At 45.4% G+C, this 18,688-nt stretch carries 15 protein-coding genes and 2 tRNA genes; 11 read left to right on the plus strand and 6 right to left on the minus strand.

All coding sequences use genetic code 11. The features are described 5' to 3' along the window. Window positions 1-101: 101 nt before the first annotated feature. The 3 genes from folP (at window position 102) to argS (ending at window position 4,089) form a co-directional block, all read left to right on the plus strand. Window positions 102-953, plus strand: a complete 852-nt coding sequence (gene folP, locus ACP2WE_RS12455) for a dihydropteroate synthase (protein WP_425215877.1) — start codon at window positions 102-104, stop codon at window positions 951-953. A 130-nt stretch (window positions 954-1,083) separates the two neighbouring features. Then, window positions 1,084-2,202 carry a phosphotransacetylase family protein gene (locus ACP2WE_RS12460; RefSeq protein ID WP_425215878.1) on the plus strand — a complete coding sequence of 373 codons (1,119 nt, stop codon included), beginning with the start codon at window positions 1,084-1,086 and terminating at the stop codon, window positions 2,200-2,202. A gap of 114 nt (window positions 2,203-2,316) precedes the next feature. Next, window positions 2,317-4,089 carry an arginine--tRNA ligase gene (gene argS, locus ACP2WE_RS12465; RefSeq protein WP_425215879.1) on the plus strand — a complete coding sequence of 591 codons (1,773 nt, stop codon included), beginning with the start codon at window positions 2,317-2,319 and terminating at the stop codon, window positions 4,087-4,089. 17 nt (window positions 4,090-4,106) lie between these two features. Here argS and ACP2WE_RS12470 read toward each other — a convergent pair whose 3' ends face one another. Further along, window positions 4,107-5,393, minus strand: a complete 1,287-nt coding sequence (locus tag ACP2WE_RS12470) for a M16 family metallopeptidase (protein ID WP_425215880.1) — start codon at window positions 5,391-5,393, stop codon at window positions 4,107-4,109. A gap of 71 nt (window positions 5,394-5,464) precedes the next feature. Then, entirely contained in the window at window positions 5,465-6,817 is a 1,353-nt protein-coding gene (locus tag ACP2WE_RS12475) for a M16 family metallopeptidase (protein ID WP_425215881.1), read from the minus strand. Between the two features lie 178 nt (window positions 6,818-6,995). Here ACP2WE_RS12475 and ACP2WE_RS12480 point away from each other — a divergent pair, with 178 nt between their 5' ends. The 3 genes from ACP2WE_RS12480 to ACP2WE_RS12490 all read left to right on the plus strand — a co-directional run bounded on the left by ACP2WE_RS12480 (window position 6,996) and on the right by ACP2WE_RS12490 (window position 9,492). Further along, window positions 6,996-7,454 (plus strand): NUDIX hydrolase, encoded by a 459-nt coding sequence (locus ACP2WE_RS12480; protein ID WP_425215882.1) that lies wholly within the window; start codon window positions 6,996-6,998, stop codon window positions 7,452-7,454. A 450-nt stretch (window positions 7,455-7,904) separates the two neighbouring features. Further along, entirely contained in the window at window positions 7,905-9,275 is a 1,371-nt protein-coding gene (locus tag ACP2WE_RS12485; protein WP_425215883.1) for a hypothetical protein, read from the plus strand. Between the two features lie 78 nt (window positions 9,276-9,353). Beyond that, a tRNA-Leu gene (locus ACP2WE_RS12490) sits at window positions 9,354-9,492 on the plus strand. Between the two features lie 53 nt (window positions 9,493-9,545). Here ACP2WE_RS12490 and ACP2WE_RS12495 read toward each other — a convergent pair. Next, window positions 9,546-10,679, minus strand: coding sequence for a WG repeat-containing protein (locus ACP2WE_RS12495; RefSeq protein ID WP_425215884.1), 1,134 nt, complete (start codon window positions 10,677-10,679; stop codon window positions 9,546-9,548). Between the two features lie 408 nt (window positions 10,680-11,087). Here ACP2WE_RS12495 and ACP2WE_RS12500 point away from each other — a divergent pair. Both ACP2WE_RS12500 and ACP2WE_RS12505 read left to right on the plus strand, forming a co-directional pair. Then, window positions 11,088-11,216, plus strand: a tRNA-OTHER gene (locus ACP2WE_RS12500). Between the two features lie 74 nt (window positions 11,217-11,290). After that, window positions 11,291-12,901 carry a TROVE domain-containing protein gene (locus ACP2WE_RS12505; protein ID WP_425215885.1) on the plus strand — a complete coding sequence of 537 codons (1,611 nt, stop codon included), beginning with the start codon at window positions 11,291-11,293 and terminating at the stop codon, window positions 12,899-12,901. A 60-nt stretch (window positions 12,902-12,961) separates the two neighbouring features. Here the strand turns inward: ACP2WE_RS12505 and ACP2WE_RS12510 are convergent, their stop codons facing one another. Beyond that, complete coding sequence (locus ACP2WE_RS12510; protein WP_425215886.1) at window positions 12,962-14,140, minus strand: AlbA family DNA-binding domain-containing protein; 1,179 nt, start codon at window positions 14,138-14,140, stop codon at window positions 12,962-12,964. A 199-nt stretch (window positions 14,141-14,339) separates the two neighbouring features. Here ACP2WE_RS12510 and ACP2WE_RS12515 point away from each other — a divergent pair, with 199 nt between their 5' ends. The 3 genes from ACP2WE_RS12515 (at window position 14,340) to ACP2WE_RS12525 (ending at window position 17,170) form a co-directional block, all read left to right on the plus strand. Then, window positions 14,340-14,900 carry a DNA-3-methyladenine glycosylase gene (locus ACP2WE_RS12515; protein WP_425215887.1) on the plus strand — a complete coding sequence of 187 codons (561 nt, stop codon included), beginning with the start codon at window positions 14,340-14,342 and terminating at the stop codon, window positions 14,898-14,900. 119 nt (window positions 14,901-15,019) lie between these two features. Next, the gene (locus tag ACP2WE_RS12520; protein ID WP_425215888.1) at window positions 15,020-16,384 is read left to right on the plus strand and encodes a TldD/PmbA family protein; all 1,365 of its coding nucleotides are present in this window, start codon (window positions 15,020-15,022) and stop codon (window positions 16,382-16,384) included. A gap of 60 nt (window positions 16,385-16,444) precedes the next feature. After that, window positions 16,445-17,170 carry a Uma2 family endonuclease gene (locus ACP2WE_RS12525; protein ID WP_425215889.1) on the plus strand — a complete coding sequence of 242 codons (726 nt, stop codon included), beginning with the start codon at window positions 16,445-16,447 and terminating at the stop codon, window positions 17,168-17,170. On the opposite strand, the gene ACP2WE_RS12530 is transcribed toward ACP2WE_RS12525, so the two are convergent. Further along, a complete protein-coding gene (locus tag ACP2WE_RS12530) occupies window positions 17,167-18,006 on the minus strand; it encodes an anti-sigma factor (protein WP_425215890.1) in 840 nt (279 codons plus the stop codon). The genes ACP2WE_RS12525 and ACP2WE_RS12530 overlap by 4 nt on opposite strands. A 2-nt stretch (window positions 18,007-18,008) precedes the next feature. After that, the gene (locus ACP2WE_RS12535; RefSeq protein WP_425215891.1) at window positions 18,009-18,566 is read right to left on the minus strand and encodes a sigma-70 family RNA polymerase sigma factor; all 558 of its coding nucleotides are present in this window, start codon (window positions 18,564-18,566) and stop codon (window positions 18,009-18,011) included. Window positions 18,567-18,688 lie beyond the last annotated feature (122 nt).

Consider the following 18,688-nt stretch of genomic DNA (forward strand, 5'->3'; position numbering starts at 1 on the left):
ATTAAGTGCTGTCAGGGATTTTAAACATTATGTAATACATGTACCGCACAGAATCTAAAAGTTGTTGTATGTACAATGATCTGAGCATTTATGAAAACATAATGACTGTGGAATCTTTGGGTTGGCAGATTGGCGATCGCGCATTTATTTGGGGTAAGCGTACCTATTTGATGGGTGTGCTCAATGTTACGCCTGACAGTTTTAGCGATGGTGGGTTATTTGATTCGCCAGAGGCGGCTGTAGCGCAGGCCGATCGCATGGCAGCGCAGGTCGATATCCTAGATATTGGCGGTGAGTCTACAAGACCAGGGGCGATCGCGATCGATGCCGAACAAGAATTGGCAAGGGTGATTCCTGTAATTGAGGCAATCCGCAAAGCCCATCCGCACTTACCGATTTCGATCGATACGACAAAAGCAAAGGTGGCGGAGTCCGCCCTGCAAGCAGGTGCAAATGTAATCAATGATGTCTCGGCGGGGAGATTCGATCCTGATATGTTGATGCTGGCAGGAAAATGTCAGGTTCCCTTGATTCTCATGCATATGCAGGGATCGCCTCGCAGTATGCAATCCGATCCGCAATATAAACATGTGGTTCGAGAAGTCAAACAGTTTTTGGCAGATGCAATTTCCGTGGCGATCGCCTGTGGATTACCCAAACATCTGATTGCGATCGATCCTGGGATCGGCTTTGGCAAGACCCTAGAGCACAACCTCACGCTTTTACGAGACTTGGGAGAATTTCGCGAACTTGGTTGCCCCATGCTGGTGGGTGTATCGCGCAAGAGTTTTATCGGTAAGCTTTGCGATCGCCCCAACCCCAGCGATCGGCTATGGGGAACAGCGGCTGCCTGTACGGCAGCGATCGCAGGCGGTGCAGATATTTTACGCGTGCATGACCCCATCGAGATCGGCGATGTCTGTCGGGTAGGTGACGCAATTTTTCGTGGCTGATCGTGCATCCCTTAGCAAGAACTCAAACCAAAGAACGTTCACCGTGATGTGTTCTCTAGGTAACAATTCAGTTAAAATAACCAGATAGAGATAACTCAAATTTATTGTAGTGTTGGGAGCAAGGACATAAGTGCCCAAGGATATAAAGCCCAAGGCAAAACATCTACTGATTGGCTCAACAAGGGCTGGTAGTGGTAAGTCATCGACAGTACTGGGGCTGGCAAAGCATTTGCAAGAAAGGGGAATTCAGATTGGCTATGGCAAGCCACTAGGGACGTTTGTCACTAAGGATTTGCCTGAATCCGTCCAAACCCTAGAAGCAGATGTGGCATTTATTACCCAAACCCTCAATCTACCGCCAACTTGTTCGCGACCGACGCTGCTAAATCTAGACAAGCCCACGATCTTAGGTCGCTTGTTGGGAAAAGACACTAAAGACTATCGCGCCGAACTGAGTCAATACAACCAAAACTTAGATGGCGAGTTGATTTTGGTCGAAGCTCCTGCCAATACAGCGGAGGGGGCTTTATTCGGTCTATCTTTGCATGAGATGTCCGATCTGTTAGATGCACCCATTTTATTAGTCATGCGGTTTGGTTCCTTACTCGTGATCGATCATGTCTTGGCTGCGAAACAAAGGCTAGGCGATCGCCTATTGGGGGTTGTAATCAATGGTATTCCCGAAGATCAGCGCGAAAATGCTATCGAAGTCATGCAGCCCTATCTCGAATCTCTAGGCATTCCTGTCTTGGCGATGATGCCTGAAAATCGCATTCTTAGAAGCGTGAGCGTGTCTGAGTTGATCGATCAACTCGGAGCAACGGTATTATGCCGCCCTGAAAACATCAACTTTGATAGTGTGATGGTTGAGGAGTTAAAAATTGGGGCAATGGATGTCAATTCGGCGCAGATCTTTTTCCGCAAGTCCTATAACAAGGCTGTGATCACAGGCAGCAATCGGATCGACCTACAACTGGCTGCTTTAGAAACCTCAACCAACTGCCTCATTCTCACGGGACCACCGATGCTGAGTGGCGATGTTTCCCATCGGGCGAACGAGTTGGGCGTCCCCGTACTGGCTGTGAATAAAGACACCTTGACTACAGTGGAAATTATTGAAGCTTGTCTCGGTCAGGTACGCTTACACGAAGGCGTGAAGGTCGATAGCATCTGTTCCATGATGAAAGAATATTTTCAGTTCGATCGCTTACTGACCATCTTGGGACTTGAGCCTGTTTTGTCTGCTTAGGATCGTGAATTTAATCACTCCGAATTCTTGCGTAAGATGAGCTAACGCATATGGGATTGATCCGAATTCGATCCCATTTTATTTCCATTCCTTAGAAGCCTTATTACGGAACGAATGTCTACTTCAATTTTATCTGAGTTAAAAGCAAGATTTACAGAGGCTTGTTTGAAAGCGTTTGAGGGAACAGACGCAGCCTTAGATCGGGAATTTGCTGCAAACTTCGATCCTTCGGTTACGCCTGCCAAAGATACGAAGTTTGGTGACTATCAATGTAATGCCGCCTTGGGACTCACGAAAAAGCTAAAAAAGAAGCCCCACGATATTGCCGCTCAGATTATCGAACATCTCTATGTCAGCGATCTTTGCGAACCACCCACTATCGCGGGGCCTGGTTTTATCAATCTTTTCCTCAAGCGTGACTTTATCGAAGCGCAAATGGTGGTGATGCAAAAGAGCGATCGCTTAGGCATTGCCCCCACAGACAAACCTCAGCGCGTCATCGTCGATTTCTCTAGTCCTAACATTGCCAAAGAGATGCATGTCGGACATCTGCGATCGACGATTATTGGCGATAGCATTGCCCGCATTCTGGAATTTCAAGGTCATGATGTCCTACGGCTAAACCATGTGGGGGATTGGGGTACGCAGTTTGGCATGTTGATTACCTATCTCAAGGAAGCCTATCCCGATGCCCTGACCAAATCAGATGCGCTGGCATTAGGCGATTTGGTGACGCTCTATCGCGAAGCTAAAAAACGCTTCGATCTAGATCCTGAATTTAAAGACGCATCTCGTTTAGCGGTGGTGGATTTGCAGTCAGGGCAACCTGAGGCAACCAAAGCTTGGCAGCTACTCTGCGAACAGTCTCGCCGTGAATTTCAGAAGCTCTATGATGCCCTAGATATTCAACTGATCGAGCGTGGGGAATCCTTCTATAATTCCTTTTTAGGAAATGTGGTTGAGGACTTGCAACAACTCGGTCTATTGCAAAAAGACCAAGGCGCATTATGCGTGTTTTTAGAAGGCTTTACGAATAAGGAAGGCGAACCCCTCCCTTTAATCGTGCAGAAATCCGATGGAGCCTATAACTATGCCACCACTGACTTAGCAGCCTTGCGTTATCGGATTACCCAAGACAAAGCCGATCGCATCATTTACGTCACGGATATGGGGCAGTCTGGACATTTTGCCCAAGTCTTTCAAGTTGCCAAGCGTGCAGGATGGTTGCCAGATTCCATGCCAGTTACCCATGTCGCTTTTGGTCTGGTTTTGGGCGAAGATGGCAAAAAGCTCAAGACGCGATCGGGCGATACGATAACCCTAAAGAGCCTACTTGACGAAGCGATCGACCGCGCCCAAATCGATATCGAAGCCCGTAACCCAGAGGCAGCCAAAGAATTTAAGCAAGAAGTTGCCCAAGCCGTGGGATTAGGGGCAGTGAAGTATGCCGATCTGTCCCAAAATCGCACGAGCGATTATCGCTTCAGCTTTGACAAGATGTTAGCACTTCAGGGCAATACGGCTCCCTATATGCTCTATGCCTATGTACGCGTTAGGGGAATTGGACGCAAAGGAGAGATTGATTTCGACAGCTTAGAAAGCTCTCAGTCTATTCATCTCACCACAGAGCCCGAACTTGTCTTGGCGAAACATTTGCTACAACTCGCAGAGGTGATTGAAGCTGTGGGAGAAGATTTATTTCCCAATCGTCTCTGCCAATATCTATTTGAACTAAGTCAGAAGTTTAATCAATTTTTTGAACAATGCCCCGTGCTTGATTCACCAGAACCAGAGCGAACTTCGCGCCTTTGTCTCTGTCACATCACGGCAAAAACCTTGAAACTAGGACTCAATTTATTGGGTATCAAAGTCCTAGAGAGAATGTAGATCGCAATGGTATTAGACTAAACTAAAGTCCCTAAAGCTTCAGCAGAGCCAACGACAGAGACAGCAGGTGTGACAAAATAAGTTTGCGCTGCTTGTTGAATTTCACTGACCGTGACCGATTCGATCAGGGTAACGAAGTCGAGATCGAATGCCACACCCAGTTCTAGGACTTCATACCAACCAAACACTTGGGCGATCTGGCTATTAGTCTGTTTTCCCAAGGCATATTGTCCTAAAAGCTTACTTTTAGAAATCTCTAAGTCATCTAGATCGAGTATTTCATGGATGAGGCGATCGCATTCTGCTTTTAGTCCCTTGAGGGCAATATCGGCATTATGCGGTGCGGTACCCATATAGGTGACGAATTGAGACAACTCTAGGCGCGTTGGATAAAAGGCTGAGACTTCGTAGGCGAGTCCGCGTTTTTCGCGCAGTTCCACAAACAGACGGCTAGAAAGACCGTTGCCCAAGTAGGTTGTAATTAATTTGAGCGCCCCATAGTCTTTTGAGTTCACGGCTGGCGCACGATAACCTAGCATGACGATCGCCTGTTGCGTGTCCTGTTCTGACAACATGCGTTTGGGCTGAAATGGAGACATCTCAATGATGGGTGGCGTAACTTGGGTCTGAGGTTGCCAATCACCAAAGGTTTCTTCTACTAGGGCTAAGGCTTGTTCGGGTGTAATTCTTCCCGCAATGCTAATCACCATCCGATCGGGGCGAAAATGGGTCTGATGATAAGCGAATAGATCGGATTGTTCAATTTCATCGACTGTTAGTTCTGTACCTAATGCCGAGAACCCATAGGGATGATCGCCATACATAAGTTTTTGCAGGTGATCGTAGGCAATACTAAAGGGGCGTTCTTGCTGCGATCGAATCGCTTGAATCGTGAGACGGCGCTCTAGCTCTAGCTCGGTGAGGGGAAAAGTCGGCGATCGCAAAATTTCGGCGGCTAAGGTCAAAATTGTGGCAAAGTCAGCCGAAATCGTTTTAATGCTGAGCAAAAAGTAATCGGGGGAAGCTTCCGTTCCTAGCGAAGCACCGATGGATTCGATCTGTTCGGCAATCTCTTGAGAAGAATGATTAATCGTGCCTTTGGTGAGTAAAGAGGAAACCAAATGGGATATACCAGCGAGATTGGAGGTTTCTACCCTTGTTCCCCCTTTAAAAAAGCAACGTGCCGCAATGATATCTGCCGTTGGGTTTTCCACCACCAAAACCACAATACCGTTAGGGAGAACCATGCGGTAGGTTTGGCGTTTCAAAATTTCAGGTGAGACCTTAGGTAAAGCATCCGTCATCTGTTCAATGTTCGCTCATAATCGATCCCAAAACTATACAAAAAATGCGTCACTTTAACCTTCAAAGACCTTCAAATGGGTATTAAGCTTGCGATCGCATAATGTTCTGGGGACAGATATTTTTGCGCTAAAGCTTTGATATCAGAGGGTTGCACTCGCCTAATTAGATCGCAATAGATGGTTGCCCAGTTAGCGCATAGGTCTTCACAGCCCAGTAAGCCATGGTAACCCAAAAAGCTAGCGAGTTGGTTGGGGGACTCTAGGGAAAAGGCGAAATTGTTACAGAGCGATCGCTTGGCTCGATCTAATTCGGCATCCGTGACCAAGGTTGTCGATAGTTGCGCTACGTGATGCAAGATTTTATGCTCCACAGGTTCGAGATAGCTGTCATCCAGATAGGCACTAATGGTAAAGAGTCCTGGTTCTTTCTGCATCGTGAACCCACTACCAATATCCTGTACCCAGCCTAGCTCTTCCCGCAACTCTCGCACGAGTCGTGAAGAACGACCTTCTGCCAAAATCACGGAAATCAGTTCGAGACATAGGGCATCCTCAAGCGAGTCTACACTGGCTCCCAGCCATGCCATGGTTAAACGACTGTGCTGTAGTCGAGGCAATTGTTCTTGGTGTCTGCGAATCCCTGTTATGTTGACTTTAGCTTTAGGGCGATCGTTCGCTACATTCATGGGAGCATGCACTTGAGAAGCAGCAATCGTGGCATCCATGGAAAGACTTACAAAAGCATCGCGATGCTCGAAGGCGGCGCTGACAATTTCTACTGCCTCTGCTTGAGCGATCGCGCCAACGATAGCCACCGTCATCTGTTTGGGATGATAGTGATGGCGATGATAGGCACGCATTTGTGCTGGGGTCAACTGCTCTAAGACTTCGACAGAGCCCAGTACGGAACGGCTATAGGGATGGTTTTCATAGACGGTTTCCATCAATTGTTGATAGGCAAGCCAATCAGGATCGTCAAGGGCTTGGCGGATTTCTTCGATCACAACCTGTCGCTCTTGGTCAAACTCATCATCGGGAATGCTGGCATTGAGCAGCATATCGGCAAGATAGGGGAGTGTTAGGCTGAAGTGGTTGGCTGCAGTTGTGAACATGAAATGGGTGTAGTCAAGACTGGTCGCAGCATTGGCGATACCACCCTGTGACTCAATCACAATGTCAAATTCCCCTGGTAAAATATTTTGCGTTCCCTTAAAGATCATGTGCTCTAAAAAATGAGCCATACCTGCCCATTCTTCTGGCTCAGATGTAGTTCCAGCCTGAACCCATATATCTACAGATACAACAGCGGTTGTGGGAATCTCTTGATGAATTAATGTTAGACCGTTTTCAAGTTTGAGAAAAGTTGCCCCTGACTCAGCTTTCTCTAGTTTGATTTCTTCTATCTTCTCGCAGATTACTGGCACAGTTTGCGTTCATAATAGGTCGTTAATCTATCCATTATCTGGCATTAACACGCTCACATAGTATTCAATGATACATAGTCACACGCTCACATTTTTATCGTATTTTGGCAACAATCATGCCCATAATAATTTTGAGTGAGTTCAACAGTTTTGGTCCGATCGGTTTTTGGCGAACTTTATGAATGCCCCCAGTGAAAATCAAGCCCAAAAATTAGTAGCGATCGCGATTTTGCGTTTCCAAGATCGTTTTTTGATGCAGTTACGAGATGACATTCCGACAATTATTCATCCCGGTTGCTGGTCGATGTTTGGCGGTCATGTAGAAGCAGGCGAAACTCCTGAGTTTGCCATGCAACGCGAACTGTTTGAAGAAATCGGCTATGCGCCGCCTAAACTCGAACTTGTAGGCTGCTACCCTACGGCGATCGCGAAACGCTATGTCTTTTTTGCCGAACTATCCGTAGGACTGGAGGCTTTGGAATTGCATGAAGGATGGGATATGGATTTGTTGACGATTGAAGATGTTGCCCGTGGCGATCGCTATTCCAAAAAAGCAAAGCAAGTACGTCCATTGGCACTCCCACATCAACAGATATTACTCAGCTTTTGCAATTCCCCTAAAACGAATAAAAAATGACTATTTCTTGTTATTTTATTGTCATTAGAATTTCGGATATTAGATTTAAATTAGTTTTTTAATAGTTTGAACCAAGCTACAAAATTCTTTTTATCAAGTGATTGAGATCACTATTTGTGACATAGATAAAATGCATATTAAAATGTAGATCGAACTTGCATAAATTACATGGGTGGGGTTTAGTTTTTTGCTGTGGGTCTTGCTAGGATTTTTCTTATTAAAAAGAAAATACAAAAAATGTAGATTAACAGCCTATTCAAGGTTAAATGAGCTACATTGCTCTACCATACCTAACCAAAAATAGCTTTAATAGTTACATTGCATCTAATAAATTGATATCGGTCTAAATTTGACTCAAACATTGCCGCAAGTACAAAATTGTAGCTATTAGGCATAAATCGCGAGCGTAAATATTAGGCACTAAAGCAAGCTAAGGCTGAAGAGGGCTGCATGGATAATGGACAAGATAGAAAAAGATGCCTAGACCGCCTACTTTGGGCAGTCGGTAAGCTAGGTGGGAAAACTGATTTATCTCAACTTACCAAAATATCTGAGTTAATCATCCAAACCATGACCGGTCGGTGGCGCTCATTTCATACCCCAGATCATATCTTTGAGGTAGGCGATGGGGGGGATGCGATCGAGGTGATTGCGGCTTTGTTTCACGATTTAGTCTACGTACAGGTAGATCAGGGAGTTAGTGTCAATATCAGTCGGTATATTGCACCTTTTGTCAAAGAAGTTGACGAGCAACTCATGATTTTAGAAGCATCGGAACTTCAAGATGATTACATTTTTACGTTAGTAGCATTGATTTTTGGTTTTGTGCCCGGACAATCTATGCAACCCACGTCAGGGCAAAATGAATTTCTGAGTGCTTTAATTTGCCTCAAAACCCTAGAAAAGTTGCTTACCTTTGGGCAGTTAGTTGAAATTGCTGCCTGTATTGAAGCAACGATTCCGTTTCGACCCAAGTCATCTTCAGGTTTGACGGTCAGTGATATTTTATATAACCGACTTGAAGAGGCAAATCATAAATTTGAACTGGGTTGGACGCGTGAAAATATTATCCAAAGCGTAAAGCGATCGGTGCGTTTAGCAAATCGAGATGTACAGAACTTTTCCAGTCCTAATTCGGCGCATTTTCTCAACAATACCTGGAATTTACTCCCCGAAACCAATCACGATCTGAAAAATACAAATTCCTATACGGTGCATGGCTATCGCAAGTCGATGCAAAAGATGGAAGGGTTTATCAGCTTTCTCAGACCCGAACTCGTGTTTAGACAATATCAAGGAGACCCTGACGATCGCACCTATGCTGAGATGCTCGAGCGAACCAGTACCAACCTTGAAGTTGCCAAGCTTTATCTCGGTACAAAACTGACTTCGATCGCGGTTTTAGAAGCCCTATCTTTTCGGATCGGTCGCGATATTCCCCTATCAACCATGATGGGAGAGCTACCCTCTGAGGATATATCGGTTGCAGGACTGGAGCAGTTCCTTCCTTGCGTGGCAATTCCATCTCCCCTCAATAACAGCGTTGAAAAGGAAGTACTAGAATTATTAGAGAAGGGAAGAACGCTTGATTCTGAATATGATGTGAGGAACTCACCTGTCGCTACATTTATGGTGAAATCTTCTGGGTTTGATGAAATTCGCTATTTATTACAAATGGCGAGACAGTTTTTTGAAAGAGAGATTGACTCTGAAGTGTTTTTGGCTAGTTGTAACTCTAAGGTGATTGGCCTAATTACTGAGGCAGTGTTAAAGCTATTTGAAGCACGTAAAGAGGCAATGAGTCGGGGTTATAGCTTTTAGATCGCTTTTAGAATGTCTTCTGAAATTGCCAATATATTGTTGTAGTATTTTTGTAGTATATGTGCTACTCTAGATTTTGTGGCGGATAGCTCAATGGTAGAGCACCAAAAACATCCTTGTTCAAACCTTATCCGAACGGGCAACCCCTAAGGGTCGAAGAATGAGGGTTATCGACTCAGGATCGGGTTGTTGGGAGTTCGAATCTCCCTCCGCTACATTGAATACCAATTTCTCTTGAATATGCGACAGATCGGAGTTTGGGTTCCATTTTTAGCGGTGTGGAATCGTCCAGACAAATTGCCCTGTTTTATTAATGTAGCCCGTTTTGTCGCGTCCAGAGACCCAAGCCAATCCATGGGTGAAACTTCCTAAATGGCTTAATTTTGGCGGACTGATGATGATTTTCCCCGTGCGATCGATATAGTAGCCGCGACCGCTGAGAAAGACTGGAGCTAGCCCCTCATGAAATTCACCCAACAAACCATAATCCCCCAAAATCACAAACTTGCCCGTTTTATCGATATACCCTCTTTGATTGGTATCGCGCTCATCCTCCTTTAGAGCCCATGCCAGTCCCTCGGTAAAATTTGATGTTTGAATCGGGCGAAACTGGGGTTGGATCGCGAACTTGCCAGTCCTATCGATGTATCCAGTCTTATGGTTGACTACCACCCATGCGAGTCCTTCCGAAAAAGTACCGCTATAGAACACATCGACGAGATCGAATTTTGCTGGAATCGCAAATTTTCCTGTTTTATCGATATAACCGATCTTCTTGCCAACCTGCACCCATGCGAGTCCTTCAGAAAAGCTGCCAGCCATTTGAAACTGCGGTTGGATCGCGATCTTACCTTGGCGATCGATATAGCCAACCTTGCCTCCAACCTGAACTGCGGCTAGACCATCGGAGAAATTTTCGCTAAATCCAAAAAACATGGGGTCAAACTGGATGGGTACGATCGCTTTGCCAGTAGCGTCAATATAGCCAACCTTATAATTCAATGCCACGATCGCCAGCCCTTCCGAAAAATCTCCTGCTCCAGCGAACTGAGGTTTAATCACAAACTTACCACTGGTGTCGATATACCCCCATTTCCCTCCTAGCTGTGCCGCCGCTAATCGCAATCCATTGGGAAGCCGAACAAAAGATTTTACACTTTCAAATTGAGGTGGAATCGCGATCTTGCCTGTAGCATCGATAAAACCGATTTTGCCTTGGGACGGGATTGGAAATAAGGCAGGAGAATCTGCAAGCGCATCGAAGTCAACGGATGTGGGCTGCAAGGTGTCTGCCAATCGTATATTCGGTGCTGCCGTTATTTCTAGGGAAACGCCAAGACCTACGATCGCGGATAATCCAATCAGTACGGAACTCAAGGTGATTTGTTTGACTTGCTTTAACATAGGTAGGTTTTCACGATTGCTACAGGAGAAAACATGGCGATCTTACCCACAAACATCTTTTCTGCTACAAGCAATGGCGTCAGTGGATTTACCCATTTTTAACTGTCGTCTCGATCGGCAATTCAATGAATATAAAGCGTTTGCTTGATGGCGCGATCGCCACACATTCATAGGATTAAAAATTTTTGGGCTTATGGCTTGTAGTATTTGTAGTATGTGTGTTACATTAGGCGTAGCGAAGTAGTTCAACCGCATAGAACGCTCTGATAAAGAGAGATACAGGTTTAAGTCCTGTCTTTTATTCCTTAATTCACTCCTTGTCTTTTAGACCGAAGGGTTGAGGGTTATCGCTACCACAAAAGGGATATTGCGAGGATTCTTCGTAATGTCTCTAAAATCATCTACTTGGGGTAGGTAGCTCAACTTGGTAGAGCAATATATTTTCCCGTAAGGGACGACAGAATGAAGGTTATCGCTCTTAAAAACGAACATCCCCTTTATTCACCCGAGATACGGGTTCGATTCCCGTTCTGCCCCCTTCTATTGGGTATTTGCCAATAGAACGTTCAACGCCATTTATATCTTTCCCGCAAGGGACGGGAGGTTCATCCATGAACTACAAGTTCTTTACCCAAAAATCTAACCAGAACCACACGCCGCAGACCCAAGCGATCGCAGGTCGCGAATCTGAAATGATTCAAGGTCGCTCAGGCGGTTATGCCTTTGATGCGGGTATCTGGGCGATGTTACACCGATGCTTGCTAATTGGAACTGCTAAGAGTACCTACTATGCAGGCAAGCAAGAATTGACTGAAGACTTTGCCAGCACAGTAAAACAGTGCGTTTGCGAAGATCCAACCCGTGTAGCGCAGGAAATTCTCTATGCTAGCGATGGTCATGCGATTAACAACAGCGCACCCATCCTTGCCCTCGTACTCTTGTCTATGGGAGAAAGCCCAGAAGCGAAAACAGCTTTTGCCGAAATCTTTGCTCAAGTGGTGAGAACGGGCAGTCACTTTTACGAATGGCTGAGCTACACCAAGTCTCTGCGGGGCTTTGGCAAGATCGTGCGCCAGTGCGGTCGTCAGTGGCTGACACGTCAGGACGTAAAAGGCTTGGCATATCAACTGTTAAAGTATCAGCAACGGAATGGGTTTACCCACCGCGATGCTTTGCGGCTATTTCATGCGAAGCCAACCAGCGAAGACCATCAGGTACTCTTTAACTGGGTTGTGAAGGGTTGGCAGGAACTTCCAACGGAAATTCCTACGCCACCACTAGCACAGATCTGGTGGTACGAATGGTTAAAGCGGAATCCCGACCAGACCCATGAAGCGATCGCCAAAGGTCATCTCACCCATGAAATGGCTGCGCCAGTTGGCAAGATGGATAAGCAGGCTTGGCAGTTACTGTTTGACGAAATGCCGATCGGTGCGATGTTGCGGAACTTAGGTTCGCTGACTGAACTGGGTGTGTTGAAGGCAGATGGACGCAAAAACCTAGATCGGGTTGAGTCTGTGCTAAACAGCAAAGACCATCTCCGTAAGGGACGCATTCACCCTATTGATGCGCTCAAAGCACTGAAGACCTATCAGTCAGGTGGCAGTTTGGGACGCAGCCAAAAGACTTGGAAACCCGTACCTCGGATTGTGGACATTCTCGAACGGGCTGTGGAACTATCTTTTGATACCCAAGAGCCAACGGGAAAGGTGTTCATGCATGCCGTGGATGTTTCTGGTTCTATGTCTTACTCTACGGTTAGTTCTATTGGCTTGACCTGTTGCGAAATTGCAGCAACGATGGCGTTAGTCACAGCCAAGGCTGAAAAGAACTATATGATTCGTGGCTTTGCTACGGAGTTTCGCGACCTAGGGATTACTGCAAAGGATTCCTTCCAGTCTGCAATGAAGAAGGCTTCAAATCAGAACTTCGGCGGTACAGACGCATCGGTCGCCTACGACTGGATGATTAAGCATAAGTTCAAGGCAGATATCATTTGCTTCTGGACAGATTCAGAATCATGGGCTGGTAACAAGCATCCCAGCCAAGCACTAGCTGAATATCGTCGCAAGGTCAACCCAAACGTCAAAGCGGTGTATATCACCCTTGCTCCCTATCAGCTCACGCTGGTCGATCCAAAAGATCCGCTATCTTGGGATATGGGAGGCTTTGACCCCGCCGTACCTCGCGTGATTCAGATGCTGGCAACGGATGATATGTAACTTAAACAGGGATATAGAAGCTCTATATCCCTGTTTTGCAATTATCGCCTATTTCTCGATTTAGTCATATAGTGGACATGATTTCCAGCCTGAAGATTGCCATAAAATATCAAAAGCTGGGCGTAGAATTTCAGATAATAGAGATTCATCGTAATTATCTATCAAGCAGTCAGGTATAAACAATACATCTCTGTCTACTTTGTCTAGATTTAATCCTAAATCATTTAGATTACTAATAATTTGACAACCTTTTAATCCAATCAAGGACACCAGAACAAAAATGGGTAGGTTAATTTCTATGTTCTTTAGGATTTCTACGTAGCTTTTTAATGAAAAGACTAAATTCTTTTGAAGCTCTTTTCCCTCTATATATCTTTTGTTACCATAACTTTTTATGGAAGGAGAGAGACTTACAACAGCCTCGATAGCTCCTTCACGAAAGAATTGAACATAGCTAGGGGTATCTTTTGTTGTTTCATCCAAATATTTTAAAAAACCATCAATATTATATCTCGAACGGCTTGGATGATTAGGATTAGGAGTAATAAGTACAGCCTCTCTTATCTTATCTTCCACTGCAAGTAAATCAATATTAATAGTTTTTCTGATTGAAGCGATTGGTAAAAGATGAACTACTAGAATATTCTTAGAATAGAGATTTATTGGTGCTTCTCTAGCCATTATTTTTGAGAGTCGGACATCACGAAATCCTCTGATTTTCTCAGGCAATGATTCGGACATTGCAAATGCCGATCTGATCTCTGTAATATCTAGTGGATACTTACCAGCACTATTCCTTGCATAAAATGGAGATGTCATTGTAGTAATTATGTGTGGAGAATTCCAGCTCTCAAAGATGCGAATAATAATAACCGATCCATTTTTAAATCCATGTATAGCTTGGATCCGAAAGCTGAAGCGCGGAGAAACACAATTAAGAATTATATTTTCAAGTTGCAGCTTAAAAACATCCAAATTATTCACTTCTAATCCATGAGCACTTTCTGGTATCCCTGTTGTTTTGCCTTCTGCATCTATTTTTTCTTGAATACCGAAAATTAGATCTCCGCCTGAAGCATTGGCGAAAGCTGTTACATCCTTCAAGAATTCTTTTTTTTCGTCTCCTTTATTGATTAGTAGCTTGTCTTTATATTCTAGAGTTCTGCTTTCAGCTACCTCATTAGTTACGAGTGCGTCGATATCCTCTTTGGTAATCAAATCAAACTGCTTATTAATCATTTGAGGGTTTTCTGATTCTGTATATCGTTATTCAGTATCGTTTTATGTGTAAATATAGACCCATAATTCAGCCTTTCAAATATCCCTTGATAAATTATCCAATTTTTAGGCAGCATTTGGTGATTTCACTTTTTGTAAAATGTAATTATTGGAGAAATATTCTCGCAAGTTCCGATTTAAAACGGGTCAAGACAAAGTAATGGATTTAGCTTGGTATGCTCGCACAGCGCAGGAAGTCGCGCCTGATTTAGTGGGATGCACGTTAGTACGTCGCATTGATGGCGTGGATTATCGAGGACTGATTGTGGAAACCGAAGCCTATAGCTACGGCGATCCTGCTTGTCATGGTTATGCGGGGAAGACCGATCGCAATGCAGCAATTTTTGGCGCACCAGGCTCAGTCTATGTCTATCTAATTTATGGCATGTACTATTGCGTCAATATCGTTACCGAAGCTGAAGATGTTTGTAGTGCCGTGCTATTGCGGGCTTTGGAACTAGATAAAATTCCTACTTGGGTTTCACAAACAGAAAAGCCATCTCGAATTGCCGCAGGGCCAGGGAAAATCTGTCGCGCTCTCCAGATCGATCGCAGTCTCAACGGCATAAAGTTAGAACGCGATCTCCATTTATGGATAGAACCGCGTAATTCTAATTTCTCAGAGACCCTCCATCAAACCACGCGCGTTGGTATCACCAAAGGAATAGAGACTCCTTGGCGATGGTATCTCAAGGGGCATCCTTCTGTATCTAAACGGTAGATGGATTTCTCGCTTTTTTAATTCAACAGTAAGTCTTTTAGCTTTAGCCTACGACTGCAAACACGATCGAAACAAGTAGTTGCTAGAATGTCATAGATTCTTTAAATTACCTAACGCTCATGCAAGACCAGTTACAAACTGCGATCGCCCCCTACTGTAAGTCCGTTGATTATTTAGAAGTACGTTTAGAGCAAAGCGAGTCAACCAGTATTTCCTTTCAGGGCGCATCACTTCATGCCGTCGATCGCAACTTTGGCTTAGCTGGGGGTATTCGGGCTTGTCACAAAGGTGGGTGGAGTTTTGTAACCTTTAACGACATTTCCGATCTCAGCGATCGCATTGAGGCGGCAATTTCGCAAGCCAAGCTGATTGGCAATACCCAGACCGAACTCGCGCAGGTCACGCCGATTCAGGCTGAGGTGAAGGTTGACATTGGCAACGATCCGCGCGGGATCTCGCTCACGCGCAAACGGGAGATCTTAGAGCGTTACAACCAAATGCTATTAGATTTCGATCCGCGCATTCAAACTACGCGGACGGGGTACCGCGATCGCTTTGGTACGACCTATTTTGTTAACTCGCGGGGCAGTGCGATCGCCCAAGAACGCTTAGATGTGTCGGGGAGTTTTGGCGTAATTGCCCGAAATAACGGCACGGTGCGACAAGGCTTTGACTCGGCGCATTCTCGGACTGATTTTGATATTATGCAGTCCCTCGATCGCATGGTGCTGGAGACCGCCGAACGGGCAGTGCGTCAGTTAGAGGCACAACCCCTCAAAGGTGGGCAATATAGCGTCATTCTCGATCCCTATCTCGCTGGGGTATTCATTCACGAGGCTTTTGGTCATCTCTCAGAGGCTGATTTTGTCTATGAAAATCCTCGGATGCAAGAGTTACTTACGCTTGGCAAATCGATCGCCATTCCTGAATTAAATGTGGTGGATGATGCCACGATTCCCGATCTGCCCGGTAGTATGGTTTACGACGATGAGGGCGTACCAACCCAGCGCAAATATCTGATTAAGGATGGCATTCTCAACCAACGCATGCACAGCTTAGAAACTGCTGGTAAGTTGCACGAGCAGCCAACGGGCAATGCCAGAGCCTTGACCGCTTCTTTCCCGCCGATTGTGAGAATGACGAATACGGCGATCGAGCCAGGGAGCCAGACCTTCGAGCAAATGCTGAGTGGTGTGGATGAAGGCGTCTATGCCGTGCGTATGTTGGGCGGACAGACGAATGGAGAGATGTTTACCTTTGCGGCGGCAGAAGGTTACATGATTCGCGATGGCAAATTGGCGGAACCTGTGAGCGATGTCACCCTCAGCGGTAATGTGTTTCAAACCTTAAAGGATATCGATGCGATCGCTTCTGATGCTGTCTACAGAAATGGTGGCTGTGGCAAAGGCGGTCAATCTGGTCTGCCTGTAAGCGTGGGTGGTCCCCACGTCAGGATTCGCAATGTGGTTGTAGGTGGGCGGTAGCTAGTTCTTTAAAGATATTTATGACATAATTTAAAGTCAATCGTATTATCCTAAAAAGCTATGGTTAGCCTTCGCTACGATCATTGGCATCGGTTGCCTACGGCTGAGGAACTGCCCGACTCAGACGAAACTCCTGTGGATAATGAGCTCCAAAATGACATTCCAAATTTTATCCTCAGTATGCTGCGGCTAGCTTGGGCTAATCGCCAAGATTGGTTTTTTGGTGTAGATATGGGGATTTACTATCACCCCAATGAAGTTGCGATCGTACCTGATGGCTTTCTTGCTTTAGGGGTAGTAAGACGAAAAAGTGAGAGAGGTCGCTTGAGCTATGTACTATGGGAAGAGCAAAATGTCATACCCTTATTGGCGTTAGAGGTAGTATCGCAAAAATATAATGGGGAGTATGAAGCAAAGTTAGAAACTTATCAATCGCTTGGGATTCTCTACTACGTTATCTATAATCCTCTGACCATAGGACGAAAGAGATCCTATAAAGGTCGTCAACCACTTGAGGTATACAAGTTGACGTCTGGTAAATATGAATTACTCTCACCATCTATACAAGGCAAGGAAACTTCCATTGTATGGATGCCTGAAATCGGTTTTGGTGTTGGCTGTGAGATGGGAACGCATGGCGATTGGAACCGTGAATGGTTGTATTTATACGATGAGGTTGGTAATCGGTATTTAACACCCGAAGAAATGGCTGAACGCGAGCAGCAACGGGCGAATCGTTTAGCAGAATATTTGCGTTCTATTGACATCGATCCAGACCGTATCTAGAGAGAAATCTCTCCTTTCATGACCATTTCGCCTGTGGGTTCGGGGGTGGTGGCTGAGGGTTCCACAGTGATCACTACGGCATTTGTACCCATGAGAAATTCGCCTAAGGGAACTTTGACAAATACCTTTCCCGATGCATCAGCTTGGAAGTTACCACAGTCCATCTTTTTGCCATTGACTATCGACCAGAGTCGGTACATTTTACCTTTGGGCAAAGGGGGCAAATTTTGAATTGTCAGTAAAGCAGAATTTCCCTGCGGCACAATCACCAAACTGCCCGAAGCGGTGGGAGTCGTGCCCATGCCTTTGAGCGAGAGCAGACGATTATTCGGTTGAGGCAAGAGCGCCACCATGTTGCGATAGCTAGACAGTTCTGCCTGTGCGATCGCGAGTTCTTGGCGGAGACGATAGGCATCAATGCTCAAGCCAGCAAAACCGATCGCGGCAAGTCCAGCGATCGCGCCCAACCATATTTTCGGTTGTCGCCATAGGAGCAATGCAGGATTCACCAATGGGTTTGGCGATGGGTTCACTGTTAAACTAGCAGGAGAATTCACGGGCGAATTTGATAATGCACTATCTGAGGCAGTTTCAAGATTCATCTCAGCTTGGGCTTGCTCTAAAATTCGCGATCGCAGATCGATATCGGGAGCAGTTTCAGGTAAAGCATAGGGCAGTAGGGATAGGGTTTCTTGCAAGCGATCGACTTCGGTTTGGAACTCAGGACGATCGCTCAAGAGTTGTAGTACGCTCTCCACCTCATAGGGTGTTAAATCGCCTAGTACGTAACCTGCCAGAAGTTCCTGCATTGCTTCAGGCTGTTCCCTCCCTGTCATTTCTATTCCCCCACATCCTTTAAGATTTTTCTCAGCCCTAATAATCCCTGTCTAGCCCATGATTTGATCGTTCCTAGAGGAATTTCTAAATTCTTGGCGATTTCTGATTGACTCTGCCCTTCGTAATATGCCATCTCTAACACCTGCCGATGCTTGTCGGGTAATGTTTGTAAGGCTTCGCGCACGAGTCCTGAAACTTCGGTAGTTGTCACATTTTCCATGAGATTATCGGGGCTTTGGTCTGAAACGAGATGGCTCCATTTTTGCAAGGATTGTTGCTGCGATCTCGTTTTGCGAATGCGATCGATCGCTCTCGATCTGGTTAAAATCATCAAAAAAGTGTACATAGATCCTCGCTTGGCATCGTAACTACAATTACGAGTCAAAGATAAAAATACATCTTGGGTCAGATCTTCTGCTTCTTGCTTGTTGCCCAAAATTCGCAAAGCTAACCGATAAACCAAGGCTCCATAGCGATCGTAGAAGATACCCAGTGCGTCTAGGTTTCCTGCGCGGAGAGATTGGAATACGTCTATGTCTGTTTGGCTAGATAGTGTCATCCTAGAGTAAAGGCATAAACGATTAAGGGGTTTAGCTCTGCTAGATGCTAAATCAAATCCTAGTCTTGGTCAATTTTTCTCCTTATATTTTAAAGTTTACAGCAGTGCGATCGCTAACCATA

It is taken from the genome of Tumidithrix helvetica PCC 7403, assembly GCF_965232925.1.
Taxonomy (GTDB): Bacteria; Cyanobacteriota; Cyanobacteriia; order Pseudanabaenales; family Pseudanabaenaceae; genus Tumidithrix; species Tumidithrix helvetica.